Origin of the sequence: Vibrio sp. 1151_11, assembly GCF_029478525.1 — a bacterium.
Taxonomy (GTDB): Bacteria; Pseudomonadota; Gammaproteobacteria; order Enterobacterales; family Vibrionaceae; genus Vibrio; species Vibrio anguillarum.
This window is the reverse complement of record NZ_SHMN01000005.1, coordinates 60336-86374: the sequence shown is the minus strand read 5'-3', so window position 1 is coordinate 86374 and position 26039 is coordinate 60336. Positions and strand designations below refer to the sequence as shown.

The following is a 26039-nucleotide window of genomic DNA, read 5'->3' as shown; positions in this document are numbered from 1 at the left end:
ATCACATATCGCTTTAAATCGATACCCTTTTCTCCATGACAGTTTAAGAGGTCGTCATGCTTATTCCTTGGCAGCACATTGCGCCTGAAACACTGGATAATTTGATTGAAACGTTTGTATTACGCGAAGGTACTGATTACGGAGAGCAGGAAGTACCATTGCAGCAAAAAATCGAGCAAATAAAGAAACAGCTCGCAACAGGGGAAGCGATCATCGTCTATTCTGAGTTGCATGAAAGTGTGGATATTCAATTGCGTAAATAATTTCCGCACAAAACAATCTACTCTTTTCGTGCTATATTGCAGCCATCGATAACAAGTACGTTACATACAGACAGGGTTTGTCATGTCAGCAAAACATCCAATTATCGCTGTCACCGGCTCGTCCGGTGCCGGTACAACTACGACCTCTGAAGCCTTTCGCAAAATGTTCAATATGATGAACATAAAACCAGCATGGGTTGAAGGGGATAGCTTCCACCGCTTTACCCGGCCAGAAATGGATGTGGAAATTCGTAAAGCGCGCGAACAAGGGAAGCACATCAGCTACTTTGGTCCACAAGCCAATGATTTTCCTGCATTGGAAGAATTTTTCCGCCAATATGGGAAATTAGGCACAGGCCAAGTTCGTCGTTATCTGCACTCTTTTGACGAAGCTGTGCCCTACAATCAAATGCCCGGTACCTTTACACCTTGGCAAGATTTACCAGAAAACTCGGATGTGATGTTTTACGAAGGTCTGCATGGCGGTGTGGTTGATGGCGATGTTAACGTCGCGCAGCATGTCGATTTTTTGATAGGCATGGTGCCAATCGTTAACCTTGAGTGGATACAAAAGTACGTGCGTGATACTCGTGATCGAGGCCATTCACGTGAAGCAGTGATGGATTCTATCGTTCGTTCAATGGACGATTACCTCAATTACATCACCCCTCAATTCTCGCGAACTCACATCAACTTTCAACGGGTGCCAACGGTTGATACTTCAAACCCACTTAACGCCAAGGGCATCCCTAGTTTGGATGAAAGCTTCGTCGTGATCCGTCTGCGCGGTATAAAGAATGTTGATTTCCCCTATTTGCTCGCCATGATTGATGGCTCTTTTATGTCGCGCCACAACACCATTGTGGTACCGGGTGGCAAGATGAGTTTTGCGATGGAATTGATCGTCAGACCGATCCTGCAACAATTGATTGAAACAGGTAAAATTGGCTAAGTGATCGGACAAGTTGACGGTTACTTTTCATACCGTGATCATGTGCACAGTTTTGCGTAAAAAATCATGCCACTGACACGATTAAAATCAAGAAATCGTTTCTGAAAAAGGATACTATCCTTAACCGAAACACAAGTTAGCTTGCAGCATTTGGAAAGTGCTCTTATCCTAGTAAGCTTATTTTAGGCTTAGCTACAATATGGAAAGCGGCAAGCGTACCCTGCAGAGGAAGTGAGATATTATGGTTCTAGGTAAACCTCAAACCGATCCAACACTAGAGTGGTTTCTTTCACACTGTCATATTCATAAATACCCATCGAAAAGCACGTTGATTCATGCGGGCGAAAAAGCAGAGACGCTGTACTACATCGTCAAAGGCTCGGTAGCGGTATTGATTAAAGACGAAGAAGGTAAAGAGATGATCCTCTCTTACCTCAACCAAGGTGACTTTATCGGTGAGCTTGGTCTATTTGAAGAAGACCAAGAGCGTACTGCTTGGGTCCGTGCAAAATCACCTTGTGAAGTTGCGGAAATCTCTTTTAAGAAATTCCGTCAGCTTATCCAAGTGAACCCAGACATCTTAATGCGTCTGTCTGCACAAATTTCTCGACGCCTGCAAGTCACCAGTCAAAAAGTAGGCGATTTAGCCTTCCTAGACGTGACGGGCCGTATTGCACAAACGCTACTTAACCTGGCGAAACAACCTGATGCAATGACGCACCCAGATGGCATGCAAATCAAAATCACCCGTCAAGAGATCGGCCAAATTGTAGGCTGTTCTCGTGAAACTGTGGGACGTATTTTGAAGATGCTCGAAGAGCAGAATTTAATTTCTGCCCACGGTAAAACTATCGTGGTGTACGGAACTCGTTAATTTCAATCAAAACGAATGAGACTGAATGCATAAAGCCACCTTGGGGAACTCAGGTGGCTTTTTCTTTGGCGATATTTCAGTACGAAAGTAAAAAGATGAGAGGCTATTGCATGTCTGTACTTTCAAATATCTTATCTGCAGAGGCCGCCACAAAACCACTGTAGAGTTCACCGTTGACCATTGGATAGCGTTTGGCAAATTCATAGAATCCACCGGGAATCACCTCCACTCCTTCCGTAAATTGCACCGGTACTTTATCGGCCATGGTCGACGACTGCTCAAGCAGCACATCCGGCGTACCTTTCACTTCTCCACCATTTTCATTGATGGTAAAACCCGCTTGGCGTAGATGATCATTGACCGCTTTCACTTCATTAAACGCCTGCAGTTGATTAACACTAACAGTGAAATGGTTTGCGCCATAGCCATGCGCCGCCAACCAAGCGGCGTATTCACTTTCGTTGGCAAGCTGCAAATAATCGCTGTAGCTTAGTTGCCACAGGCGACCGCCATATAAAAAGTCACTGCTGTTTAATTTATTGCTATCGACTTGATGTACCAGCTTCTCCACAATGGCTTGGAGTGCAGGTGAGCACTCTTCCACTTTCAGCTCGCTTATGAATACTTTAGGCTGGGTCGGATCAGGGTGTTCATAGTGCTTCGCTACCAGCTTCTTACTTTCAAACACATAATCACCACAGGCAAGGTAGCCTAAGGCAAGAAAAGGCTTAGCCAGCGTTTCAATACCTAATGGCGCAACATTGAAGGTTCGCAACGCAATATGGTCATTAATCAAGGCTTCGTCTTCTTGAAGCAAGTGATGGACTTTGTCGGCAGAAGGGCAAAGGCGCTGAATGTAGTCATTCCATAATGATTGAAATAAAACGGTTGGCGTCATAACGCCTCCTTGTCTGTGCTCGGTTTAAACCATGCTAGTAGGCATGGGTTTTAGATAAAGTTTACTGCTATAGCTCAACCCCTGGGCTGAGCGTGGCAGGCAGTTCAGTCGAACAACCTTCCATTGATGCCATTGGGTATGCGCAGTAATCGGCCGCGTAATAGGCGCTTGGTCTTAAATTTCCCGATGCTCCCGGCCCACCAAACGGTGCATCACCACTGGCTCCGGTTAATGGTCGATTACGATTTACAATGCCAGCGCGGATATGATCGACAAAGTAGTCCCATTCGGCATCATTGGTCGACACTAAGCCTGCCGATAAACCAAAGCGAGTTTCATTAGCCAGTTGCACCGCTTGATCTAAGCTTTGGTAACGCACGACTTGTAACAATGGCCCGAAATACTCTTCATCAGGCAATTGGCTAACTGCGGTGACATCAATAATGCCCGGAGTGACAAACGCCGCCTGCAAAGGTGTCGCGGCCAGCAAGCTGACGCCACCCAAGGCGCGTAAATTGTCCTGAGCAGCAAGAATGAACTGCGCCGCCGCTTGTGATATTTGTGGCCCCATAAAAGGTGCTGGCTCAGCAAAGGGATGATCAATACGCAATTTTTGAGTGGCACTGACCAGCTTTTCAAGTAACAGATCACCTTCATTCCCTTCAGGAACGTAAAGACGCCGTGCGCAAGTACAGCGCTGGCCTGCACTTAAAAATGCGGATTGAATAATGGTATACACTGCCGCATCAAGCTCGCCATACTGCTTAGAGATGACCATTGGGTTGTTGCCGCCCATTTCTAAAGCCAGCATTTTCCCCGGCTGCCCAGCAAACTGGCGATGGAGTAAATGACCTGTATTTGCGCTGCCAGTAAAAAGAAGGCCATCAATACCTTTGGCCTGAGCAAGCGCAATACCCGTTTCCTTCGCGCCCTGCACTAGGTTAAGTACACCCGCAGGTAGGCCTGCTTCTTGCCACAACTTCATCACAAACTCACCCGTCCACGGAGTCTGCTCTGAAGGTTTAAACACAACCGTATTACCCGCTAAAAGTGCAGGCACAATATGACCATTCGGCAGGTGGGCAGGAAAATTATACGGACCAAAAACCGCAAGAACACCCAATGGACGATGACGTAATACCAGTTGATTACCCGCCGCTTCGCGTGTGTTTTCACCAGTGCGATCATGATAAGCTCGAATTGATATAGCGATTTTACCCGCCACCGCTGCCGCTTCAGTACGCGTTTCCCAGAGTGGCTTTCCTGTCTCTTTGGCGATGATCTGTGCAAGCTCTTCACTGCGCTGTTTCACTTTTTCAGCGAAGGCTAAGACATATTGCTCACGCTCAACAAAAGGACGTTTTTTCCACTCTATAAATCCGACTCTTGCCGCCGTTACCGCAGCTTCTACTTGCGCGGGTGTGGCGCTATCGCCCTGCCAAATCGTCTCATTGTTATAGGGACTAAGCGAAAGCATTGCCTCGCCTTGTCCAGCTAACCATTCACCTGCAATCCACTGAGTCATCTGTTAATCCTTACCTTCCAATGTACCTATTTTACTGCGCCAAAATTCGAACAAAACCACCACTATCAACCAATAGAGCTTGCGCCACTTTAGGTGAGATGATCACCGTTTCCGTTTCGCGGTTATAAGCACCTTTTGCAGCAGTAGCACGAAAGTTTTCAAACGAGCTATTGCAGATAAGATAATCTTGCGAGCTTGAATGCTCGGCCACTTCCACTTTAGCTCGCACCGAGTGACGTACGGATTCGATATTGCGCAAATCGCATTCAACCGTTGGACCTGCATCAAAAATGTCTACATAGTTACGGCAGGTGAACCCTTCACGCTCTAGTAGCGTTAACGCTGGACGGGTATTGTCATGCACTTGACCAATCACCGCTTGTGCCTCTTTACTCAATAAGTTGACGTAAATCGGCAGTTTGGGCATCAGATCAGCAATAAACCCTTTTTTACCAATGCCGGTTAAATAATCAGCCATAGTGAAATCAATCGAGAAAAAATGCTCTTGCAGCCATTGCCAAAAGGGCGAGTTGCCTTCGGCATCAGACACACCACGCATTTCAGCAAAGATGGTTTTAGAAAAACGATGTGGGTGTTCCGCCATCATCAGAAAACGGCATTTCGACATCAAACGCCCATTCAACCCTTGACGAAAATCTGGACGTAAAAAAAGCGTACAAATTTCACTGCATCCAGTGTAGTTATTGCCAAAAGTAAGCAACTTGACGGTATTGTTGACCTTCAGCTTAGGCGACGAATGCACTATCGTGCTGATGTGATAAGAATAAAACGGCACGTCATGGCCAATCGACGCTTCAACGCCAGTCGTCCCTGCTACCTCACCGGTTTCAGAATCAAAACCGACCATCAGGTAGCCCTCATCTCCCGGCTCTGAGACGTCGGGTTTAGCGAAGCTGTATTCAGAATGAGTAATACGGTTGGTTAAGAGCTTTTCATTCACGGGTAGTGATGTAAACCCGTGACCGGATTCAATAGCGCATGTGTGTAGCGCATCGTAGTCCGACATTGCGATAGGGCGAACAACTAGCATCAATACTTCCCTCCAGATGCTTGAAGTGGCCCAAGGCATCCTACCTTGGGCTGCTAGGCTTTTTCACTACATGAGTGATGCAATAGCTTTATCTAATCTTGCTAAGCCTTCTTCTATTTCTTGTTTGGTGATCACCAATGAAGGCGTCATACGAACCACGTTCATACCCGCAACCAACACCAGTAAACCTTGCTTGCCCGCGGCTTGTAGGATATCGCGAGCGCGACCTTGCCACTGCTCATTCAATGCCGCGCCAAGCAGTAGACCTTTACCACGGATTTCACTAAAAATGTGGTACTTCTCATTAATGTTAGCCAATCCTTCACGAAAGAGCGCTTCACGCTCTTTAACGCCAGCCAAGGTTTCTGGCTGACTAACCACATTAACTACCGCTTCCGCTACCGCGCAAGCCAGTGGGTTGCCACCATAAGTTGAACCGTGAGTGCCCACTTTAAAATGCGCGGCTAATTCGTTTGTGGTGAGCATAGCGCCAATAGGGAAGCCGCCACCGAGTGATTTCGCGGTACTTAAAATATCCGGCGTGACGCCCAATCCTTGATAAGCATAGAACTCACCAGTGCGGCCATTACCAGTTTGCACTTCATCAAAGATCAACAGGGCGTTGTGCTTATTGCACAATTCACGCACGGCTTGGACAAACTCAGCCGAAGGCGACACAATGCCACCCTCGCCTTGCAAGGGCTCCATCATTACCGCACAAGTGCGATCAGAGATGTGTGCTTGCAACGCTTCAATATCGTTATACGGTAGGTGGGTAACATCCGCAGGTTTAGGACCAAATCCATCGGAATAAGTCGCTTGCCCCCCGACCGTCACTGTAAAGAAAGTGCGGCCGTGGAAGCCTTGGTTAAAGGCGATGATTTCTGATTTTTGTTCACCATGGACATCAGCGGCCCAGCGACGCGCCAGTTTGAGCGCCGCTTCATTAGCTTCCGCGCCGGAGTTAGCAAAAAACACCTTTTCAGCAAAACTGACTTGCGTTAATTTTTTCGCCAAGCGCAAAGCAGGCTCATTAGTCATCACGTTACTGAGATGCCACAACTTATTGGCTTGCTTGGTGATCGCATCAACCATCGCCGGATGGCAATGGCCCAAACAACTCACTGCAATACCGCCAGCAAAGTCGATGTATTCATGACCTTGTTGATCCCACACTCGAGAGCCCTGCCCTTTAACTGGAATCATTTCCATCGGGTTATAACAAGGGACCATCACCTCATCAAACAGACTGCGATCTACACTATTTTCCACTGTCATTACACATTCCCTCTTGATACCGCATGCCAAGCAGATTGCGATCTTCCTATTAAACCCTTGAGTGGAAGATATTGTTTCGCTTTTTAGCTAATGCAGCATTGTATTTACAAATTATTAACCATTTCAATAGTGATTTATTCTTTTAGATCGGCAGAAGTACCGATAATCGTCACTACTTATGATTATTTATGCATTAAGTCACCTCTTTTATGAAGCACTTTTTTATAAATAATATAAATAAGCACAACAATGCCTTGAGGCGACAAGCCATCCCTCATTCCAACAGGATGTATGGTGCATAATATTGCAAAGATAAAAAACAGCAGAAATGATGAAGAAAATGTTAAGAAAGGTGATCGCAGTCCGGTTGAGAATGGTTCAACGGCGCAAAAAATTTGCGAGCAGTTGATGGCCCTGTTCTGTTTTAATCGATTCAGGATGAAACTGCACGGCATCAATTGGCAGTGTTTTATGTTGGTAACCCATGATTTCGTCCATCGAACCATCGGCCTGTTGAGTCCAAGCGGTGAGCTCAAAACAGTCCGCAAGAGAATCGGCTTTGACCACCAACGAATGGTAGCGAGTAACGGTTAACGGGTTATTGAGCCCTAGAAAGAGGCCACGGTTGGTGTGTTGGATCAGTGAGGTTTTACCATGCATCACCTTTTTGGCTCGCACCACTTGCCCGCCAAACACTTGCGCAATGGCTTGATGCCCAAGGCAGACTCCTAAGATAGGAAGTTTACCCGCAAAATGTTCAATCGCGGCCAGTGAAATTCCCGCCTCATTCGGCGTGCAAGGCCCAGGGGAAATCACCAGATGCGTTGGGCTGAGCGCTTCAATGCCAGCAATATCGATTTCATCATTACGCACCACCGTCACTTGAACTCCCAGCTCACAGAAGTATTGGTACAAGTTGTAGGTAAACGAATCGTAGTTATCGATGATAAGTAGCATGTGAATTAAAACGCTCTGGGTAAAAGTCAGCGAGAGGCGCTATTGTGCAATACTGGTTTGGAAAGGCAAGAAGTTATCGATTCTGTACTAAATACACTATTTGCACATTCGTTCATTATGTAACCAGTTCGGTTGTGATCATTATTTTACTTGCTCTCATTTGAAAGTAACACTTCTCATCGTATGGTCGAATAAGAGAATGGAAACAACGATAAAATAAATCTATCCCATAGTTAATGATCCATAAAAATAAAGCCAAGTAATCCGCTTACTTGGCTCTTCATGCTTATTTCCTAAAAATGTCGTTTATTTAAGCAGGGCTTTCTTGTAAATGCTCACTACTTGGTTGTTTGTTATGAGGCTGCCAAGGGGAATTTACCGAATAAGGCTGACGCACCGCTAATTCTGTTGCGGATAACACGCCATAACGAAGTACGGTGTGGTTATTCACCAGTAATATATCGCCAAGTTGTAAATCAAAAACATGCTGTACTTGTGAACATTCAAGAATAGGAGTTAAAACATTGGCTACTTGATTGATATTGTCAATTTCAGTCGACGACGATATATGCTTCGCCAATGATGGGCTCCAGCGTAAATTCATTCCCCAATCCCCCTGCATAATCACAGGATAAGCAGCCGTATCATTATATTGCACGAGGGTATTTTTCAGCCAACCACTTGCTTGACCATTAAGACACAACGCAGCCAGTGAGGCATCGAGTAAGTTAACCTTCAGCGGAGCAGATGAACAGTAAATCGCCCATTCATCAGGAGTCATGTCAGCATAAGAATAGCGACGCGCTATGCTGGTTGACGGTGTTTTTAGCCCGTACCAACTGGGCTCTGCTAATGTACTACTCCGAACATATTCTTCCGGAAGCAGAGCATGATTTCCGGCAAACCACGAAGACCAAAATGAAGCTTGAGGCAACGGGCTAAAGCCTTTTAAACAGACAGCAGAGAACGCCTTTACCAATTGGCTCACTTGAGCCTGCGGTAGCGCGGTCAGTGAGCATCCATGGTGTGACTCTAACGTCAGGCCAAACTGCTCTGTTTGTAGAGTGGCTTTCACCTCTCGTATCAACTGTGCCTCGTTAGCGTCTTCGATATTGAAACGCAGTAAACACCACAGCGTTCCTTGATGCATTACGGGAATAATCACGCCTTCACGTTGTTTGTGATTGGCCTGCGTATCAATAATAAATTCTCCGTGGCAAGCATCAAATAAGACACAAGTATGCCAAGGTGTCTTAAACGATCGCTCATCAAAAAGAAACAGCGAATATTTTTTGCCTTGCATTGGGTGTTCATGAATGCTGAGACGAATAGCGTGGCTCAAATGAGTATTGAGGAAATTATCGAGTGCACGTCCTTGCACCATCATTCCTTTAGCCATAAGGGCTAGTCGCTCACGTCGTTTCTTATAACTCAGCGGAGCAAGCGCATATCTCTGATCTTGATGCATGAATTTTTTCAAACCCAGATAGGTATGGTGCATTGCATTATCATGCTGTTTAAGACGTGCAAAATCACGCTCATATTCCGCATCACCAAAGCGCTGCTTTAATCCATTGAAATATTGATATTCATTTAAGTCATCAAACGCAGAGAAGTGCTCAAAGTTGATAATTTTGAGACAATCACTGGCGTTCATATTTTCCACCATATTCCGTAATTCATCAGAATAAGTGTAATGATGTTCTAAATCGACATTAATATAATCAGAAAATGTATGATAATCAGAAAAAATGTAAAACATCACTCCTGGAGAATAGACAGATTGAATATCACGAATGGCATTAACAAATTTTTGTAAAACTCGATATTCACCCAAGTCAGGCTTATAACCTAATACCTTATCTAGGTTATTCGTTTTACATGGAAAGGCGGGTAGTAATAATGTAATGACTTTGTTTTCAATGACACACTGAGCTATCTGCGTTTTTAACTTCTGATACCCAGTAAAAGTGGCGTCTATTTGTGCTAATAATTGGTCTAATAAAATAAAAGCAATATTATCCACACATTGCTGCTGTTGATGATCAAGCATAGTGTTTCCTTATTAAAAGCGAAGACCATTGACGGAATGATGCAGAACCCTCGGCCTTCACTCTCGGTTAAAAAGTTTATAGGCCAGCCAACAGTTCAGCCGCGTGCGCAAGCGACGCGAAAGCCGCAATATAACCATCAGGGCGGATCAGTAAAGCCTGCCCCTGGTAGAATGAACTCTCACTCCAATACTGCCCAGGCTTCGCCTGATCGTACAGATGAAGGCAACGCACAAACGGAGGAATTTCTGGTGGTAAGTCCGCATCGCCAGTCAACAGAAGCGTAAAGGAGCGGTAATCTAGCCATTGGTAAAAGCGGCAACTCTGCTGATCACGATGCATCTCAAAGTCATACACCCGAGAACCGTTTAAGCCACCATTGCCATACCCAATGCCCATACCTGTGATATTACCAGCTCGCTGTTCAACGATTTGTACATAGTCCTCCGCATGGGTTCCTCGCGCAGAATATTTAGTTGCACGCACCAATGCACCAGAGCTTTCAATCACGCTGCGAGCCACTGGTTGGCGCTCAGCCTGATAACTGTCCAGCAGCGTAGGTGATGCCTGACCACGCAACACCATATTGAGCTTCCAGATCAAATTGAACGCGTCAGCAACTCCGGTATTGAGCCCTTGGCCGCCATTGACCGAATGTATATGGCAGGCATCTCCTGCTAGAAAGACCCGTTGCTGGTGGTCATACCGTTCTGCAACAGACTCCTTAACCGAGAAATAAGAAAACCACTCAACCTGCTTAAACGTCAGTGAATGCGGCGACATTGCTCGGTTAATGCGCTCGATAACCTCTTGCTGAGTAAACTCTTCGGTGTCCATACGGATATAAAAACGATCCAAATCACCTTCACGTGGAATCCAGGCAACATCTGACGTCTCAGCCTGAAATACGATGATTTCTGGCACTTTCGGAAAATCTGACTCAATAACACCATCAATCACCGCCCAGATAATTTCTGGTCTCTCGATTTCAAATGGAATCGAAAAATGCTGACGTACAAAAGAGCGCCCACCGTCTGCACCAATCACGTAACGTGAACGAACTCGCTCGCCACTGCTCAGTTCCGTCACGCAGCCTTGCTCATCAACAGTGATATCGACCACAGATAAACCACGGCGCACGGCCGCGTTCTGCGCTTTGACTGCACTATCTAGCGCTTTTTCAATATGCGCTTGCCCCAACATCAAAAAGTGAGGATAGAAGCAGCCTTGCAGCGCTGTCCACCAATGAGACTGGCGTGACAAAAATTGACCATCAGCCCATACCGAACTGGTATTACAGGGTTTGCCTTGCTCGTAAAGTGGCTCAAATAAGTCAACGATATCAAGTAACTGCAGAGTTCGAGCATTAAGCGCATCGGCCCGTCCGACCACCAGTGGTACATTAGATTTATCAATAATTTGTGAGTTCAGACCGCAGCGCTGCGCTAAATAGTGGCACATAAGCCCAACAGGGCCTGCTCCAACGATCATAATATCAGTGTGGTAATCACTCATCGGTAAGACTCCAAACTTGGGTTATCAAACGGTGGATCGCTTAGCACCTGAACTCGACGGATATGACGTGGGGTATGTGATAAAAAGCTTTCTCGACCATGCAGTAAGTTAAAGTTATCCGTAATGACCACATCATCATTTTGCCACTCGTGAGCATAAAAATGACGAGGGTCATACAGCGCGTCACGTAAGCTACGGTGGAACTCAGCTATTTGCTCACTATCAATGCCACTAAAGGTCACATTCGGTGGGTTCAGCAGATCGCCACGTTCAGCGAAATGCGGTTCGGCATAACGAATGACCTCGTGTGAGAGATAGGGATGTTGAGCAATAATCGGGGAAATGGTGTGACTGCAATAGAACTCCATCTCTCGCTGGTAGTGCCCCGTGACTTTTCGCCATAATGAGCGCTGCTGTTCGGTTGCGTTTTGTAGCACCTTAGTAGTATGAGTGAAGGTCGTCCGGCCGCCTTGTGCTGGCAATGGCGCCTGAACACATTGAAATATCTGATATTCAGGCACTTGAGGGCGGAACATGCCATCCCAATGCAGCGGCATATAGCTACTATCAAAAATATGGTCCTTTGGCTGATCTTTTTGAATTAAATCTAACACTTTGCCAAATGGCCAAATACTGACCTCTCCCCATTGCTCGCAATATTCCGCAAATTGCTCGGCCTGTTCAAAGGCTTTAAATCCACGTATCAATACCAACTGATGCTCAATAAATAGTTTACGCAGTAGTGCTATTGGTACTTCGCTAATGGGAATTTTTAATCCATTTGTTTCTATTTTTACTCCAAAAGGATGGAGATTCGTGACCTGATAATTCATCACCCGTTCCTTTAAATTAATTTTTAATAAAACGTTAGAAATAAAACAACATTGCATCCATCATTTTCGAAAATTCGGTTGGATAATATTAAAAATATTTACACAATATTGATATTTATAAGATTGACATTGCTAATTTAATTATTAATCCCAGTTTATTTAGGAATAGATATCTCAATAGTGCCATCATTCAGAAGAAATTTATTATTTGCCCGTATTTAAAGGAAACCAAAATGGTTTATATCTCTCTAATTAGAGCTGTCATTATTTGATGAATGACAAAGGTTGACTAGATAACAAAACAAGAACGAAAGGTTACCAATAAGGGAACAATTATGTTGAGTGAGTTAAAACGTATTGCCATTTTTAATAAAGTGGTTGAATACGGTTCGTTTACCTCGGCTGGTGAATCGTTAGGCATAGCAAAATCGAAAGTGAGCGAGCAAGTTAGCTTGCTAGAATCACATCTTAACGTACGTTTACTGCATCGCTCTACCCGTAAAGTTAGCCTAACGACTGAAGGGCACGCATTTTATCAACATACCAATGGCCTCTTACCGCTGGCAGAAGACGCGCTACGGGCCGTCCAGCATTTGTCTACCGATGTGGCAGGCGTGATTAGGATCGGTACAAGCATTGATGTCGGCAGCTATATTTTAAGTCCGCTGATTTCAACATTTTCTGAGAGTTACCCCAATGTGCTGTTTGATATTCAACTCGAAGATGGTTTACAAGATCCAGTAGCCACACAATTAGATGTGCTGATCAGAATGGGTGAACTGACATCTTGCTCAATGGTTGGCCGCGAATTAATGCCTTTTAAAATGGGGATATACGCCAGTAAAAAATACTTAGCGAGTGCACCTTTATTAAGGAAACTACGAGATTTAGAGCAGCACCCATGGGTTGCGCTAACTTTATTGAATCTTCCTCAAGATAAAGTCACGCTAATCAATCCAAAGGGAGTGAGATGCAACATTAAAACCCGCCCTAAACATATCTGCAATGCGCCGCTTGGTGCGATGTCAATGGTACAACAAGGCATGGGGATCGGCTTGATTGCCAATTTTCTCGCTGACGAAATCAATGATCCTAACCTCGTCAGGCTTTTTCCAGATTATTATCTATCAGATAACACCATGAACATTCTTTACCCGAGCCGTCACCATCTTGCGCCACGAGTAAGGCTATTTATTGATTATTTAATTGAAAAAATCCGAGCTTGAGCAAAACAAAAACGCCCCGTCAGTTAACGGGGCGCACTTTAAGCCTTAACGACGACGTCGCCACATACCAAAGCCGAGTAATGAGAAGAGTGCTCCTAGGCCGAATGAACCGCCATAGATGTTCAGTTCTAACACGGCAGGATCATGATCAGATGCGCGGAAATGATCTTGATATTTAGGTAAATCACCTTTGAATTCACTGTTGTAATCAAACAGTGTCGATTCACCGCCATTGATATGCCAATCGGTCGCATCCACCACTTTGCCTTTCAAACTTTTGCTGACCAGCAAATGATCCAGTGCGCCAACTTCATCATTAAATGAGTAACTCCAGCTCTCTGGGTGTTTTATCGCCACGGCGTTAAGGTACCCATAATTGTGAGTAATCAACGCGCCATCATCACCAAACTGAGGAGTACCTGCAATGTAAGTGTTACGTGCCGCACGAATGGTTTTGCCATACTTCTCTGGGCTGTAGTCGGTCAATACAAGCATCGGGTCTTCCATACCGTAAGAGTTCATATCACCCAAAATGACTTTATGCCCTTTTATTTTTTGTAACGCTTCACCTAAAGCAACTGCAGCTGCGACACGGAATTGTTCACATGCACCTTGAAAATCAAGATCTTTGCCGCCTTGCCCACCTTGTTCAACTGGTGCGGCATCTTCCCAACATGCCGAACCTTTGGATTTTAGATGGTTAACCGCGACGGTAATTTTCTCATTGCCACCTTTAACTTTGAAGGTCGGTGCCAGCGTGTCACGCTGGTAATTTTTACCATCTTCAATCACTTTGCCTTTGTCATCCAACACTTCTGGTGCTTGCTGGCTTGGCATTGGAATTACACGATTTTCTGTCAACTTCACCACTTTTTCACGATAAATCACTCCTGTGGTGATCACATCCGTGCCAATAGAATCAAGTTCATCGGTCACACCATCATTATTTGAGTCAATCGCGACAAAACGGTAATGCTTTTTCTTATCCGAGATCTGGCTATTGATCTGATTGACCAATTGCGCAATCGCCGAACCTGCACCGAAACCGTTATTCTCAATTTCCATCAAACCGACAATATCAGCATCCAAACGTACAATCGCATTGACGATCTTCGCTTGCTGCAGTTCAAATTCTGCAAGGTTATTAGCACCACGATTATCACCATGCTGATTTGCATCACCGCCAAACGGCGAGTTGAAATAGTTAAGCACGTTGAATGTGGCAATGCGCAGATCGCCTTCATCGATATCCGGTTTCTCGCTGCGAGGATCATTGCGCACGAAATTCTCTTGGTTGAGCGAATTGGTCACAATCAGACGATATTCGTTGTAACCGTATGAGAGCACACCTTCTAAACCTATGATGCTGTCATCAATGCGGATGTAATCTTCCGTCGAACCATTTTGATCAATATCACTGCGACCAAACTCTGGGTAGTACGGAATTTGGCCATCGGCGGCTTTCGCATCTGATTCAATAAACAAGCGGCGCTGCGCGTTTTCGATGCTCTGCTGTTTGGCTTGCTCAGAGCCCGCAGCGAATAGCTGGTTCGGCTGCATGTTAATACGACCTTGCGCTAACACCATGTTATTGCGACGAGAAGCATAGTCATAACCAAAGGTACGCGTCACACGCATATCCAGCTCTGGGGTGGTTTTTACCAACATGCCTTCATAACGCTCTAATGTGTGCTCAAAGTTCTCATCGGTGGGCAAAATCTCTATCGCGGTCGCTTGTGGAGCCTCTTGCTCACCTTGTTTTAGCCATTGGTTGTTTTCGACTTTAAGTTGTGTGAGGTTGTAATATTCCTGTACTTTACCTTTCACACAAACCACATCCCCCGGTTTTAAACTTGAGCTTGATTGATCGGTAAAAACAAACAAACCTTCAGAGGTATTTAAGTTGTAATCATCTTCCAACGCTTGCAGATAAAAACCCTTAGTTAACCCTTTGGTAACGGCACTCACGACACCTTTGACAAAATATTCTTGGTCGGTGATGTAAGGGTAGCCACTAATAAAAGGAGAGGTTTGCCCTTCGCCTTGGATCGCTTGAATAGAGGTAAAGGTGGGCTCAGATCCCTCTTGAGTACAGGTAAATTCAGCCGGTGGCTCAACGGCATCGAGTGCGCCTAACCCTTCAATATTATCCTTGCCTAACGCGCTCCACTGCGCAGCTTGATAAGCCGCTGAGGGCGTGAGGCTATCGCTATTACGCACTAAAGTGGTGTCCTTGCCCCAGTTAATGCCGCCCATCACTCCCAACACATCATGTACGCTACCATCACTGTTTAGCAGCGCCACCGGATCATCACCGTTAAAATTAATCACCGAGCCATCATTTCCATCACTCACCGCTTGGATAGCACTATTGGCGCTGGCATGAGAAATCACTAACACATCGTTCGCGGCAATTACTCGCCCAGTCAGGGGCAACTGTGTATCCCAGTTCCCACCGCCATTGCTTGATTTCGCTAAAATGAAATTGTCTAAACTGACGGATGCATTGCTAGTGTTAGCAATTTCGATGGCCTTATTGAAGCTGCTGCCTTCTACATACTGAGAAATAATAATCTCAGCTTGAGCTGATACAGCCAATGTGGAGCTTATCGCCGCAGCGAGTAATGTTCGGCCAAAGGGTTTAATTCGTGTCGATTCCATTGTTCACCTCTTTCCCTGCTCTGTAACCGAAGTGGTAAGCAAGGTGTTGTAAATCACGTTTATAAAGGGGATTGGTTCCATTTGCGCGTACAGTGTTGTGTTTTTAAATGAAAGATAAAAACATTCACCATTCATATCGAGATCAACATCGCATAGCTAGAGCAAATACTTGAACTAAGCGCAAACTTTCAACAAAGAAGGTAAAGGGGGTTTTCGACAGTGGTATTGCAGTAAGGTGAAAAGTCTTATTTTTCTAAAAAGAAAAGCAAACAAGGTGCTCCGTACACGACAAACACCTTAGTTTGATTATTGTGGCTGGCTAAAAGAGAGGTAGCGATCAAAGACCGCCTGCGCGCGACCAGTTTGCTGCGCATCGAGAAAATAGTCATTAAGCTGATTTAACAGCGGCATCGAATTTTCTAAGCTACGGCGAACTTGCACGTGGTACGGCTTGTTTCTAGCGAGAAAATGATGAACGATTGGCCGATCAATTTTATATAGACCCAACTGAATTCCACCATAAATGGGTTCAATTTCACTCACAAACCAATCACACCGCTCTTTTTGCAGCATATTCAACGCTTGCTGTACGGAATTTAAATAGAGAGAGGGTTCTCTAGACAGTGCAAAATTCTCATAATTAAAGCCATTAACTCCGCATAATACGCCATCAACGGATGGGTCTTTTAAATCTTCATGGTTGTCTGGCAGCGTAAAATAACCGAGTTGAATTGTATAAAGCGGGACCGAAAAATAGCTGTACTCAGCCCTTTCTGCACGATAACTTGCATCCCATGTCAGATCGCAGCGACCGCGCTCTTGCGTCAGTTCATGTTGGACTCGCGCCCAAGGCATAAAATAAAACTGGTAATCGATGTTGTGAGATTTTAATGCGTCCAACACCAGCGTTGTGGCTGAGCCAGTCAAGGAATCGGCTTTTTCTTGATACGAGCTCCCCTGCCAATAGGTGAACGGGGGCCAAACATTCACATCACCAACACAAATACGAACTGGCTCTGCGGCGGCGGCACTACAGATGAACATCAATCCTAATAATAGCAGTCGTCTCATGTTCAAAACTCATCATCATGGTTATGATTTAAAGTGTAGACCTAAGCCTACAATACAAAGAGAAAGATCAAATTTTATTAAGCAGAAGTAAAAAATAAAGCTAGGAAAACCTAGCTTTATTTAATGCGAAAAGAGTTAGATTGTCGCAGGAAAAACTAAGGACGCTCGACAAACCCTACCGCTTTAAATGCTTTTTTCAAGGTGATCGCAGCGCGGGCCGAGGCTTTTTCTGCACCCGCTTTCATTACTGAATCAAGATACGCGCGATCTTCTCGAATGCGCGCGTATTCAGCTTGAACAGGCTCCAGCATGGCAACCAACGCTTCGCCAACATCTTTCTTGAAAGGGCCGTACATCTCAACACCTTGATATTGCGCTTCAATCTCAGCAAAGCTTTTGCCTGTCGCCGCAGAGTACAAACTCATCAAGTTGGAGATACCCGCTTTGTTTTCGGTATCAAAAGCGATGCGCGGTGGCGTTTCAGTATCTGTCTGAGCCTTATTAACCTTCTTGATAATCGACTTTGGATCTTCCAGCAAAGTGATGACATTCTTACGGTTATCATCTGACTTAGACATCTTTTTCGTCGCATCTTGCAGGCTCATTACTCGCGCGTTCACTTGAGGAATGTAAGGCTCTGGAATGGTGAAGATCGGCTTTTCAGGACTATAGATGTTGTTAAAACGAGTCGCGATATCGCGCGCAAGCTCTAAGTGCTGCTTTTGGTCACTGCCCACGGGTACTTGGTGCGCGCCATAAAGTAGAATATCGGCCGCCATCAACACCGGATAACCGAATAAGCCCGCATTCACATCGTTCGCATAACGTGCTGATTTGTCTTTGAACTGAGTCATGCGGCTCAATTCACCCATCTGCGTGTAGCAGTTGAGAAGCCAACCCAATTGAGCATGCTCTGGTACGTGTGACTGAACAAATAGCGTGCTCTTTTTAGGATCAACACCAACTGCAAGACAGATTGACAATGCATCTAACGTGGCTTCATGCAGTGCTTTCGGATCTTGACGAACCGTGATCGCATGCAGGTCAACCACGCAGTATTGACAATCATAGTCATCTTGCATCTGTTGCCATTGACGTAGAGCACCCAAATAGTTACCGATACTTAGTTCACCTGACGGTTGAACACCACTCAATACAATGGGTTTGCTCATAGGGATGATTTCCTTGCTACTTAAAATGAGATAAGACTGAAAATGTCTGTGAAAAAAAACCGCGCTTATTCGCTAAGTGATACTTGATTTAGCGATAACGCGGTTTATGCAGTGTACTCATTGACGAGTATTTTACTAGCGCATTGTGTGAACTTTTATGCTGAAACTCGCAACACATCAAGCAATTGGTCGATACAGTCCGCCACGTAATCAGGGTTGGAAGCTGAAATGGGCTCACCGTGATTGTAGCCATAAGTCAAACCAAACGAATAACAACCCGCATTTTTAGCCGCTAAAATATCGTTTTTCGAATCCCCAACCATCAACATTTCCTTGGCCGTTAGTTGATGTTTATCCAATAGCCAGTTAAGCGCCATTGGATCAGGTTTTTTGATCGGGAAGGTATCACCACCAATCACATCACTAAAAAAGTGCTCAATACCATGTTGTACCAATACGTCAGGTACAAACTTAGACGGTTTATTGGTCACCAAAGCTAATGTGAATCCAGCACTGTGTAGCTGCGCTAAGGTTTCTTTCACTTGGGGATATAAATGGCTCAGTTTATGGCCCGTTTGGGCATAAAATTCATCAAAACGCTCACGAGCGGTGGCTTTGATCTCATCGCTAAGATCAGGGTTGATGGTTAAACTTTGGCTAAGTGAGCGAGCGATCAGCACATCTGCACCATTGCCGACGTAATCACGCACTTGCATTTCTGATACTGATGAATAGCCTAACGATTGTACCGCTTGGTCGGCGGCTACGGCTAAATCTGGCACGCTGTCGAGCAAGGTACCATCGAGATCAAAGGCGATTAATTTAATTGAGCTTAAAGACATCTTAACTTCCGAATAATAGACAAGGGGCACAAAGCCCCTTGTTGCGTTATAAGTATGTTGCGTAGTGATTATTGAGGTGTAGTCAGTATTATGACTTAGCGCGCCACTTTGGCTAATTCTGCGCGCATCTCATCAATCACAGTTTGGTAATTAGGTTGACCAAAAATAGCCGAGCCTGCGACAAACATATCTGCACCCGCTTGCGCAATTTCACGAATGTTATCGACTTTGACCCCACCATCAATCTCAAGGCGGATATGACGACCCGATTGCTCAATCAATTGACGCACCGCGCGCAGTTTATCCAACGTATGCGGAATAAAAGATTGACCACCAAAACCAGGGTTAACCGACATCAGCAAAATGAGGTCCACTTTATCCATAATAAATTCGAGATGCGCAAGTGGCGTAGCTGGGTTGAGCACTACACCCGCTTGGCATCCGTGCTCTTTGATCAATTGCAATGTGCGATCAACGTGATCAGAAGCTTCCACATGAAAAGTGATCATCGAAGCCCCTGCTTTGGCAAAATCAGGAATGATGCGATCAACCGGTTTAACCATCAGGTGGACATCAATCGGTGCCGTAACACCATAGTCACGCAGCGCCTTACAAATCGGAGCACCAAAGGTCAAGTTGGGAACGTAGTGGTTATCCATTACATCAAAATGGACAACGTCTGCCCCAGCGGCAAGCACTTTCTCAACATCTTCGCCAAGACGAGCAAAATCTGCTGAGAGTATAGATGGGGCAATTAGGAAATCTTTCATACCTGACCTCTTAGGCTAGTGGGCGCAAATGCGTGATGAGCAAAATTCGCCCGCAATTCTACCTAAGCTGGCCAAGATATCCTAGCGCGACACCCGATTTAACTGCGAAATGTTAACCTTCGCATTCCGCTGTATTGAACAGTGCCAACAACTCATCTACTTTGTTGCGCCCTGCTCCATTACGGCTAATGGTGCGCTTAACCTTGACCACGTTAAGTTCTGCACCATGATATAAACGGCGCGTTAACTTAGTGTCATGATTGGAAATCAGTACCGGTATGCCACGATCATTGGCGGCTTTTTCGGCGACATCGGCCAATGAGGCTTGATCATCCAATGAAAAGCCATTACCAGAATAAGAAGTAAAATTGGCGGTGGTAGAGAGTGGCGCGTATGGCGGATCGCAATAGACAACACAGCCCTTGCGAGCACGACGAAACGTCTCTTCGTATCCTTCGCAAATAAAGGTCGCTTTCTTGGCTTTCTCGGCAAAAAACTCCAATTCTGCTTGCGGAAAATAAGGCTTTTTGTAGGAACCAAAAGGCACATTGAAACCGCCTTTTTTGTTGTAGCGACATAAACCATTAAAACCAAAACGGTTCATGTATAAAAACGCCAACGAACGATACAGTACATCATCGGTTTTATTGAACTCTTTGCGAATATCGAGATACGCTTCTTTACGGTTGTTATCGGCCGTGAACCAACGCTTAGATTCGGTGATGTACAGTTCAGGTTGATCTTTAATCAGGTTGTACAAGTTGATGAGATCAGGATTGATATCGGCCAACAAATACTGTTCAAAATCAGTATTGAGGAACACAGAGCCAGCACCAACAAAGGGTTCAACCAGTTTACGCGCTGGCGGCAGGTGACGTTGAATCTCTTCGACTAGGCCATACTTACCACCAGCCCATTTAAGAAAGGCACGCTGCTTCTTCATTTACTGCTCTATCTTTCAACCACGAAATAAGGCTGCGGAATGTAACATATTTTTGCGTCAAGCTCAGCGTTATTTCGCACGATCAATCTCTCGCTGTACTTGGCTGAGTGATTTGGCCCAAGGGCCTTGCAATTGCAACGCTTTCGGTAAGGTTTCAACGGCATCACGCGCAAACTGGATGGTTGGGTAATTACCATAGGTGATGATGTACCACTCCACATCATTGCGTGCTGTCGGATAAATACGCACCTTTTCTTGCAGCGCGTAGGTGTTAATAAAGTTTTGTGCTTCAGCAAGCGAACTGACTGCCGCTAATTGCAAAGTATAGCTGCGTGGCGAAAAGGCTTTGAGTTCTTCTCTCGCAAAGGAGAAAGTGATTTTCGTTGGCGCAGCAGCAGTGGCGGTCTCACTTACTGGCACAGTTTGCGCCGTGCGGTTTTGTGCATCAGCAAGTGCATTATTAATCACTGACGTATCGGCTTTGGTCGAATTGCCTTCCAAAAGCGCATCCACAACATCAGACTCAATCACCACTCGTTGCTGATCGCTGTCAATTATGCCCACGCTCTCTGAATTTTCCATCACATCGGGTGGTAACGCACTGGAATCATCTTCAGCACCTAAATAACTCGGGTCACTTTTCGCAAGCATCTTCCCACTATTGGTGGCGTCAGTTGCTGAATCATCGTTAAGTGTATTGACTATTGGTGCCGCGGCATCCCCTAGCGTCGGGATCACCGTCTGCTCGAGTGTGCCTGTAATTTGCGACGCTTGCTCATCGGGTGAGGGCTGGGTAAATAGCCACCAGTAACCTCCACCGATGATGAGCAGAAGCAGTAAAACCAAGGCAGCGATCTGCACAGGAGAACCGATAATCGAACGGATGATGATCCTTTTTTCCATTTTCTGCTCTCCTAATGCCATGATTTCCCCAGGCACGCGTTTCACCTTTTTGTAAGCGTTGCGTACGCGGCGCTCCATCTCATCGGGTACATAACGCATGACCAGATTTTCAAAAAAGCGATCCGCTTCTTCATTGCTTAGGGCTTCAATCTCAAGCTCTACGGGTTTATGCTCTTGTCCGTAGCTTAAACGAGTCAGCAAAGCATCAAGGCTATTGGCTTGTGCAAATAATACGACATTGATGGTCCACAATGGATTGGCTTGTGCTTCTAACACCAGCATCCATAGCTCAGACACTAAGGTTTCAGAGAGTAGATGAGCGTCATCGACAACAATCACCACATCACAACCGCCACCATCAAGCAGGCGAGCTAAGCTGTCAGAAAGTGTATCGTGAGGATTAAATAACGGGCCTGAAACGATTTGGGTAAGAATGGTGGCTCGACGCTGCTGGTCATCTTGATTGGGATGGCACAGCAACAGCGATTGGTTTTTATCTTCGGCCCACGCTTCTAAATAACGCTGCGCTAACCAAGATTTACCAAAACCTAATCCACCACCAACGGTAATGACATTTGAGCCAAAATTGGTCAATAATTGCAAACGCTCAAGTAGCTCGACTTGCGAATCTAATTCCAATATACGTAATTCATTCGCCAAACTCATTAGGCCGTCCTACTGACAGACAACTGTCAAATTAGTATCAATGAAGATTTACAGGGTGCGGCAGAAGTCAATCGCTTGTTCAATGACCGCTTCGGGTACACCTTTCACTACTTGTGATGTACCAATACTGGTTGGTAGCACCAAACGTAGTTCGCCTGAAAGCACTTTTTTATCACGCATCATGTGTTGCATAAAGTCAGAAAACGACATGCTTTCGGGCGTATGAATCGGTAAATTTGCTCTTTTGAGTATAGAAACAATCCGCTCAACTTGCTGATCGTTAATTAAACCTTGTAACTGCGCCGTTTTAGCCGCCATCACAGTTCCAGCAGAAACCGCTTCACCGTGTAGCCAATTACCATACCCGAGCTGCGCTTCAATCGCATGACCAAATGTATGACCTAGGTTCAACAACGCGCGAATTCCCGACTCTTTTTCATCTTGAGCGACCACATCGGCTTTAATTTGACAGCAGCGAGCGATGGCATAACTTAGCGCTTGCTCATCTAAGGCGTAGAGTTTATCGAGATTCTCTTCCAACCAGACAAAGAAATCATAATCGTAAATGATGCCATATTTGATCACTTCCGCCATACCAGCGGCAAATTCTCGCTCTGGTAAAGTCGCCAAACATTCAGTATCAATAATGACGGCTTTCGGCTGATAAAATGCACCAATCATGTTTTTACCTAAAGCATGATTGACTGCGGTTTTACCGCCAACGGAGGAGTCCACTTGCGAAAGCAGCGTGGTCGGTATTTGGATAAAATCGACTCCGCGCTGATAACAGGCTGCGGCGAATCCAACTAAATCACCAATCACGCCACCACCTAAAGCGATGATCACCACATCACGACTGTAATTACCTTCCAGCAGGTAACTCATCACCGTGTTAAATGTATCTAAAGTTTTGTACTGCTCGCCATCTGGCAGTTCAAGCAAGGAGACGTTACAAGCATGCGGTGCAAGAAGGGCGAAGATTTTATCCGCGTACAAAGGCGCGACCGTCACATTACTGATGACGACGACTTTTTGTTTGGCCGATAAGAAAGAAAGGAGGGCCGGATCATTAAATAATCCGGCGCCAATTGAGATTGGGTAGCTACGCTCATCTAAACTGACCGTAATCCGTTCCATGGTTTGCACTCCAAATAAAGAACTTAGGAATGTTCTTCTAGCATTTTTACGATCTCGTTGGCTACCACTTTTGCACCTTGATCGTCAGTACGAACCGTAAAATCAGCGATCTCAGCATAAAGATCGTTACGTTCATCAGCCAAGCATTCTAAGACTTCACGTGGATTGTCTGTTTGAAGCAATGGCCGTTTTTTGTCACGGTTCGTGCGTGCAAGTTGTTTTTCAATCGTCGTTTCAAGGTAGACCACAATACCACGAGCAGATAAACGATTACGGTTTTCTTTACTCTTAACAGAACCACCGCCTGTTGCGAGTACAATACCTTGTTTCTCGGTTAGGTCATTAATTACAGCTTCCTCACGTTTACGGAAGCCCTCTTCACCTTCGACGTCAAATACCCATGCGATATCTGCGCCTGTACGCTCTTCAATGACTGTATCTGAGTCTAAAAACTCCATATGCAGTTGTTGAGCAAGGTGTCTACCAATTGTACTTTTGCCGGCGCCCATTGGGCCAACAAGGAAAATATTGCGTTTCTCAGCCATGTTTAGCAGTAATTTACAACGTTAATTCAATGACATCGCCACAAGATTAGCCAGTATAATACTGACCGTTAAGACGCTCGTGGCACCTATTCCTCACAGATGATTCGTGATAAGACCCGAAATTATCTAGATATGGTGCCACTAATGCAACTTTATTTTTTAACCAATCGCAATATCAGCCGTAAGTTATTGAATGACGACTTTCGGTGTCACGAAAATCAGCAGCTCACTTTTACCCACTTGCTCATAGGAACGGCGGAACAATGCACCAAGTAATGGCAAATCACCAAGTAATGGCACCTTATCTACCGTATTGTTGACGCTATGTTGGAATATTCCACCAAGGACCACGGTTTCTCCATTATTGACCAATACTTGAGTGCCAATACGCTGAGTATTAATTGCAACCGCTTCTCCCGTCCCTGTTTTTACAATATCCCCAGGCCTGTCTTGAGTGACACTGAGATCTAACACTAAACGATTATCCGGCGTTATCTGCGGCGTTACTTTTAAACTCAGCACCGCTTTTTTGAAGGCGACTGTCGTTGCCCCGCTGGAAGAAGACTCCAGATAAGGGATCTCCGTACCCTGCTCGATATAAGCGGGTTTCTTGTTAGTCGTGATCAAACGAGGGCTGGAAATGATCTCCGCTTTCGACTCACGTTGCAGCGCTGAAAGCTCTAAATCCAACAACATATCCGACCCCAACTTAGCCACTTGGAAGGCAATACTTGAGGCATTAGCGGAGGTCGCCGCTAAGTTTACGTTAAGGAAGTCATCAACGGGCAATGTGCTTTCCCCCAGCTTGCCCACTTGGAATAAATTACTTTCAATACTTCCGCCTGCGGTGTTGTTGCCATTGGTCGAAGTAAAGCCCCAGCGTACGCCAAGTTCATCCAAATTACCTTCGTTGACCGTAACAATGCGCGCTTCAATCTGTACCTGTTTGACCGGGATATCGAGCGATTCAACAATTTGGCGTATCACCACAATATTCTCAGCCAATTCGCGGATCAGCAGTGAGTTGGTTCGCTCGTCGATACTGATGGAACCTCGCTCAGACAACATGCTGACTGCCCCTTCGCCGCCAATCATCTGCGCAATATCAGACGCCTTAGCAAAATTAATTTTGATGATCTCAGAACGCAGATCGCCCAACTCTTCAGCCAAACGTGCTTTTTCAAGCTGCTGCTTTTCACGTAAATCCAACTCTTCTTTAGGTGCAACTAAAATCACATTACCGTCAACACGCTTATCTAATCCCTTGACTTGCAAAATGATATCGAGCACTTGCTGCCAAGGCACGCCATCAAGCCGTAGCGTCAGGTTACCAGTGACCGAATCTGAGACGACTAGGTTAAACGCGTTATAATCTGCGATAAGCTGCAAAACATTTCGCACAGGAATATCTTGAAAGTTAATCGAGATAAGCTTGCCCTCTTTCTCAAGAATGCTCTTCGGCTTAGGTTTTTCTTGTTCTTTCAGTTTGCCAATCACCACCTCAAGGTATTTCCCTTTCAAGCTGTAATCATACTTAAACTCGCCATGAATGGTCGCCAGTAACTGTGTACTTGGCTCTTTGCGCAATACCTCGATACTCTCAACAACGGTTGCAAAATCTTTGACGTCCAAGACATACAGTTTCTCATTGGAGACATCCGTCTTAAGCAGTTCAATTTGTAAACCGTCAGCCACTTTCTGCACATTAACTACTGTCGAAGGTGATGCGAGTTCAACAATCAATACAGCGTCTTTGTTTTTATTGACTCGAAAATCAATGCCTTTAAGCTCGTTGGTCTGCGTCGTTTCTGCCGCCACACTTAGCCCTGCCACACTCAATAATAAGCCAAATAAGAGGCTCCGAAATACCATAGTCATTTGTGTCTGTAGTCCTTTAATCATAGTG

The 26039-nt window shown here is 45.3% G+C and carries 22 protein-coding genes; 4 read left to right on the top strand and 18 right to left on the bottom strand.

Going from position 1 to position 26039, the window contains the following annotated elements:
* The first annotated feature begins 56 nt into the window (after nucleotides 1-56).
* The 3 genes from EXZ60_RS05595 to crp all read left to right on the top strand — a co-directional run bounded on the left by EXZ60_RS05595 (nucleotide 57) and on the right by crp (nucleotide 2089).
* Nucleotides 57-263: a YheU family protein gene (locus EXZ60_RS05595; protein WP_010318743.1), complete on the top strand. Its 207-nt coding sequence runs from the start codon at nucleotides 57-59 to the stop codon at nucleotides 261-263.
* 82 nt (nucleotides 264-345) lie between these two features.
* On the top strand, nucleotides 346-1215 hold the full coding sequence (locus tag EXZ60_RS05590; RefSeq protein ID WP_010318742.1) for a phosphoribulokinase: 870 nt from the start codon (nucleotides 346-348) through the stop codon (nucleotides 1213-1215).
* 241 nt (nucleotides 1216-1456) lie between these two features.
* Complete coding sequence (gene crp, locus EXZ60_RS05585) at nucleotides 1457-2089, top strand: cAMP-activated global transcriptional regulator CRP (protein ID WP_010318741.1); 633 nt, start codon at nucleotides 1457-1459, stop codon at nucleotides 2087-2089.
* Nucleotides 2090-2192: 103 nt separating this feature from the next.
* On the opposite strand, the gene EXZ60_RS05580 is transcribed toward crp, so the two are convergent.
* The 8 genes from EXZ60_RS05580 to EXZ60_RS05545 form a co-directional block, all read right to left on the bottom strand.
* Entirely contained in the window at nucleotides 2193-2987 is a 795-nt protein-coding gene (locus EXZ60_RS05580) for a DUF1338 domain-containing protein (protein ID WP_277435435.1), read from the bottom strand.
* 67 nt (nucleotides 2988-3054) lie between these two features.
* The gene (gene astD, locus EXZ60_RS05575) at nucleotides 3055-4512 is read right to left on the bottom strand and encodes a succinylglutamate-semialdehyde dehydrogenase (protein WP_277435434.1); all 1458 of its coding nucleotides are present in this window, start codon (nucleotides 4510-4512) and stop codon (nucleotides 3055-3057) included.
* Nucleotides 4513-4543: 31 nt separating this feature from the next.
* Nucleotides 4544-5563 carry an arginine N-succinyltransferase gene (gene astA / locus EXZ60_RS05570; protein ID WP_088721335.1) on the bottom strand — a complete coding sequence of 340 codons (1020 nt, stop codon included), beginning with the start codon at nucleotides 5561-5563 and terminating at the stop codon, nucleotides 4544-4546.
* Between the two features lie 66 nt (nucleotides 5564-5629).
* Nucleotides 5630-6841: an aspartate aminotransferase family protein gene (locus EXZ60_RS05565; RefSeq protein WP_026027324.1), complete on the bottom strand. Its 1212-nt coding sequence runs from the start codon at nucleotides 6839-6841 to the stop codon at nucleotides 5630-5632.
* A 378-nt stretch (nucleotides 6842-7219) separates the two neighbouring features.
* Nucleotides 7220-7798, bottom strand: a complete 579-nt coding sequence (locus EXZ60_RS05560; RefSeq protein ID WP_017042838.1) for an aminodeoxychorismate/anthranilate synthase component II — start codon at nucleotides 7796-7798, stop codon at nucleotides 7220-7222.
* A gap of 310 nt (nucleotides 7799-8108) precedes the next feature.
* On the bottom strand, nucleotides 8109-9851 hold the full coding sequence (locus tag EXZ60_RS05555) for an L-tyrosine/L-tryptophan isonitrile synthase family protein (RefSeq protein ID WP_277435433.1): 1743 nt from the start codon (nucleotides 9849-9851) through the stop codon (nucleotides 8109-8111).
* Nucleotides 9852-9927: 76 nt separating this feature from the next.
* Entirely contained in the window at nucleotides 9928-11364 is a 1437-nt protein-coding gene (locus EXZ60_RS05550) for an FAD-binding protein (protein WP_277435432.1), read from the bottom strand.
* Entirely contained in the window at nucleotides 11361-12197 is an 837-nt protein-coding gene (locus EXZ60_RS05545; protein WP_277435431.1) for a TauD/TfdA family dioxygenase, read from the bottom strand. The genes EXZ60_RS05550 and EXZ60_RS05545 overlap by 4 nt, the downstream gene beginning before the upstream one ends.
* A 335-nt stretch (nucleotides 12198-12532) precedes the next feature.
* Here EXZ60_RS05545 and EXZ60_RS05540 point away from each other — a divergent pair, with 335 nt between their 5' ends.
* On the top strand, nucleotides 12533-13423 hold the full coding sequence (locus EXZ60_RS05540; RefSeq protein ID WP_277435430.1) for a LysR family transcriptional regulator: 891 nt from the start codon (nucleotides 12533-12535) through the stop codon (nucleotides 13421-13423).
* A gap of 45 nt (nucleotides 13424-13468) precedes the next feature.
* On the opposite strand, the gene EXZ60_RS05535 is transcribed toward EXZ60_RS05540, so the two are convergent.
* From EXZ60_RS05535 to EXZ60_RS05490, 10 genes are all read right to left on the bottom strand, one after another.
* Entirely contained in the window at nucleotides 13469-16084 is a 2616-nt protein-coding gene (locus EXZ60_RS05535; RefSeq protein WP_277435429.1) for an ExeM/NucH family extracellular endonuclease, read from the bottom strand.
* Nucleotides 16085-16390: 306 nt separating this feature from the next.
* The gene (locus EXZ60_RS05530) at nucleotides 16391-17155 is read right to left on the bottom strand and encodes an ABC transporter substrate-binding protein (protein WP_088718007.1); all 765 of its coding nucleotides are present in this window, start codon (nucleotides 17153-17155) and stop codon (nucleotides 16391-16393) included.
* 155 nt (nucleotides 17156-17310) lie between these two features.
* Nucleotides 17311-18327 carry a tryptophan--tRNA ligase gene (gene trpS / locus EXZ60_RS05525; protein ID WP_013855895.1) on the bottom strand — a complete coding sequence of 339 codons (1017 nt, stop codon included), beginning with the start codon at nucleotides 18325-18327 and terminating at the stop codon, nucleotides 17311-17313.
* Nucleotides 18328-18482: 155 nt separating this feature from the next.
* Nucleotides 18483-19169: a phosphoglycolate phosphatase gene (locus EXZ60_RS05520; protein ID WP_026027427.1), complete on the bottom strand. Its 687-nt coding sequence runs from the start codon at nucleotides 19167-19169 to the stop codon at nucleotides 18483-18485.
* A gap of 95 nt (nucleotides 19170-19264) precedes the next feature.
* A complete protein-coding gene (rpe, locus tag EXZ60_RS05515; protein ID WP_013855893.1) occupies nucleotides 19265-19939 on the bottom strand; it encodes a ribulose-phosphate 3-epimerase in 675 nt (224 codons plus the stop codon).
* Nucleotides 19940-20051: 112 nt separating this feature from the next.
* The gene (locus EXZ60_RS05510) at nucleotides 20052-20882 is read right to left on the bottom strand and encodes a Dam family site-specific DNA-(adenine-N6)-methyltransferase (RefSeq protein ID WP_013855892.1); all 831 of its coding nucleotides are present in this window, start codon (nucleotides 20880-20882) and stop codon (nucleotides 20052-20054) included.
* A gap of 69 nt (nucleotides 20883-20951) precedes the next feature.
* Nucleotides 20952-22451 (bottom strand): AAA family ATPase, encoded by a 1500-nt coding sequence (locus EXZ60_RS05505; RefSeq protein ID WP_277435428.1) that lies wholly within the window; start codon nucleotides 22449-22451, stop codon nucleotides 20952-20954.
* Between the two features lie 48 nt (nucleotides 22452-22499).
* Nucleotides 22500-23588, bottom strand: coding sequence for a 3-dehydroquinate synthase (gene aroB / locus EXZ60_RS05500; RefSeq protein ID WP_088721344.1), 1089 nt, complete (start codon nucleotides 23586-23588; stop codon nucleotides 22500-22502).
* 23 nt (nucleotides 23589-23611) lie between these two features.
* A complete protein-coding gene (aroK, locus tag EXZ60_RS05495) occupies nucleotides 23612-24133 on the bottom strand; it encodes a shikimate kinase AroK (RefSeq protein ID WP_010317691.1) in 522 nt (173 codons plus the stop codon).
* Between the two features lie 186 nt (nucleotides 24134-24319).
* Nucleotides 24320-26035, bottom strand: coding sequence for a type IV pilus secretin PilQ family protein (locus tag EXZ60_RS05490; RefSeq protein WP_013855889.1), 1716 nt, complete (start codon nucleotides 26033-26035; stop codon nucleotides 24320-24322).
* Nucleotides 26036-26039: the final 4 nt, after the last annotated feature.

What these genes read in the sequence shown, in the direction of transcription:
- EXZ60_RS05555 (WP_277435433.1), bottom strand. Translation starts at nt 9,851, where the DNA reads ATGCTTGATCATCAACAGCAGCAATGTGTGGATAATATTGCTTTTATT.
- EXZ60_RS05510 (WP_013855892.1), bottom strand. Translation starts at nt 20,882, where the DNA reads ATGAAGAAGCAGCGTGCCTTTCTTAAATGGGCTGGTGGTAAGTATGGC.
- aroB (WP_088721344.1), bottom strand. Translation starts at nt 23,588, where the DNA reads ATGGAACGGATTACGGTCAGTTTAGATGAGCGTAGCTACCCAATCTCA.
- EXZ60_RS05560 (WP_017042838.1), bottom strand. Translation starts at nt 7,798, where the DNA reads ATGCTACTTATCATCGATAACTACGATTCGTTTACCTACAACTTGTAC.
- crp (WP_010318741.1), top strand. Translation starts at nt 1,457, where the DNA reads ATGGTTCTAGGTAAACCTCAAACCGATCCAACACTAGAGTGGTTTCTT.
- EXZ60_RS05490 (WP_013855889.1), bottom strand. Translation starts at nt 26,035, where the DNA reads ATGATTAAAGGACTACAGACACAAATGACTATGGTATTTCGGAGCCTC.
- EXZ60_RS05565 (WP_026027324.1), bottom strand. Translation starts at nt 6,841, where the DNA reads ATGACAGTGGAAAATAGTGTAGATCGCAGTCTGTTTGATGAGGTGATG.
- EXZ60_RS05580 (WP_277435435.1), bottom strand. Translation starts at nt 2,987, where the DNA reads ATGACGCCAACCGTTTTATTTCAATCATTATGGAATGACTACATTCAG.
- EXZ60_RS05520 (WP_026027427.1), bottom strand. Translation starts at nt 19,169, where the DNA reads ATGTCTTTAAGCTCAATTAAATTAATCGCCTTTGATCTCGATGGTACC.
- EXZ60_RS05505 (WP_277435428.1), bottom strand. Translation starts at nt 22,451, where the DNA reads ATGAGTTTGGCGAATGAATTACGTATATTGGAATTAGATTCGCAAGTC.
- trpS (WP_013855895.1), bottom strand. Translation starts at nt 18,327, where the DNA reads ATGAGCAAACCCATTGTATTGAGTGGTGTTCAACCGTCAGGTGAACTA.
- EXZ60_RS05590 (WP_010318742.1), top strand. Translation starts at nt 346, where the DNA reads ATGTCAGCAAAACATCCAATTATCGCTGTCACCGGCTCGTCCGGTGCC.
- EXZ60_RS05595 (WP_010318743.1), top strand. Translation starts at nt 57, where the DNA reads ATGCTTATTCCTTGGCAGCACATTGCGCCTGAAACACTGGATAATTTG.
- astA (WP_088721335.1), bottom strand. Translation starts at nt 5,563, where the DNA reads ATGCTAGTTGTTCGCCCTATCGCAATGTCGGACTACGATGCGCTACAC.
- EXZ60_RS05535 (WP_277435429.1), bottom strand. Translation starts at nt 16,084, where the DNA reads ATGGAATCGACACGAATTAAACCCTTTGGCCGAACATTACTCGCTGCG.
- astD (WP_277435434.1), bottom strand. Translation starts at nt 4,512, where the DNA reads ATGACTCAGTGGATTGCAGGTGAATGGTTAGCTGGACAAGGCGAGGCA.
- rpe (WP_013855893.1), bottom strand. Translation starts at nt 19,939, where the DNA reads ATGAAAGATTTCCTAATTGCCCCATCTATACTCTCAGCAGATTTTGCT.
- aroK (WP_010317691.1), bottom strand. Translation starts at nt 24,133, where the DNA reads ATGGCTGAGAAACGCAATATTTTCCTTGTTGGCCCAATGGGCGCCGGC.
- EXZ60_RS05530 (WP_088718007.1), bottom strand. Translation starts at nt 17,155, where the DNA reads ATGAGACGACTGCTATTATTAGGATTGATGTTCATCTGTAGTGCCGCC.
- EXZ60_RS05550 (WP_277435432.1), bottom strand. Translation starts at nt 11,364, where the DNA reads ATGAGTGATTACCACACTGATATTATGATCGTTGGAGCAGGCCCTGTT.
- EXZ60_RS05540 (WP_277435430.1), top strand. Translation starts at nt 12,533, where the DNA reads ATGTTGAGTGAGTTAAAACGTATTGCCATTTTTAATAAAGTGGTTGAA.
- EXZ60_RS05545 (WP_277435431.1), bottom strand. Translation starts at nt 12,197, where the DNA reads ATGAATTATCAGGTCACGAATCTCCATCCTTTTGGAGTAAAAATAGAA.